Below are 539 nucleotides of genomic sequence, written 5' to 3' on the forward strand. Positions count from 1 at the left end.
TATGATAGTCGAAGGAGGACGCGTGAGGAAAGCATTGGAAGGTGATTTAAACGCTTCGAATTGGGAACAATTCCGCAACGATGTCTGATTGTGCCGCAATATTGTCCCAAAACGCCAAACGGGCCGTTGAGCAAGCTTCTCGGCTAAGGCCGCCACAACTAGTTCGCGAGTCGCGGGCTCGTTCATTCCCGCGAACTCAATCTTTTGCGCAAGGGGCAGCTTTTCGCCGGTTCAAGAGCAAAGAAATCACGCAAATCGACTATTTGGGTTCGCACTGCCCCACCAGATGCGGCTGAACCCAGGGGAGTTGGTCGGCGTGAACTTGCAAGATCCGCAGCACTTCGCAAATTGCGCCGGGGTGCTTGTTGAGATGCGTGTGGGTCGCGGAAATCATCACTTCCGAGTCGACGCCGGGAAGCCGGGCACTTTTGACCGGCACCACGCCATCGGAAGCGCCGTCATGAATTGACCACCAACCGCGGCCGATAATCGAATGCTCACCCACCTCGGGCGCCACGTCCAGCTCATAGATCCCTTTC

1 protein-coding gene is annotated in these 539 nt (G+C 56.0%); it reads right to left on the reverse strand.

All coding sequences use genetic code 11. The annotated features are described in order from the left end of the window. Window positions 1-259: 259 nt before the first annotated feature. The coding region (locus C5Y96_RS23745; RefSeq protein WP_214609078.1) for a hypothetical protein at window positions 260-539 on the reverse strand (280 nt) is incomplete at its 5' end.

This window comes from Blastopirellula marina (assembly GCF_002967715.1).
Lineage (GTDB): Bacteria > Planctomycetota > Planctomycetia > Pirellulales > Pirellulaceae > Bremerella > Bremerella marina_B.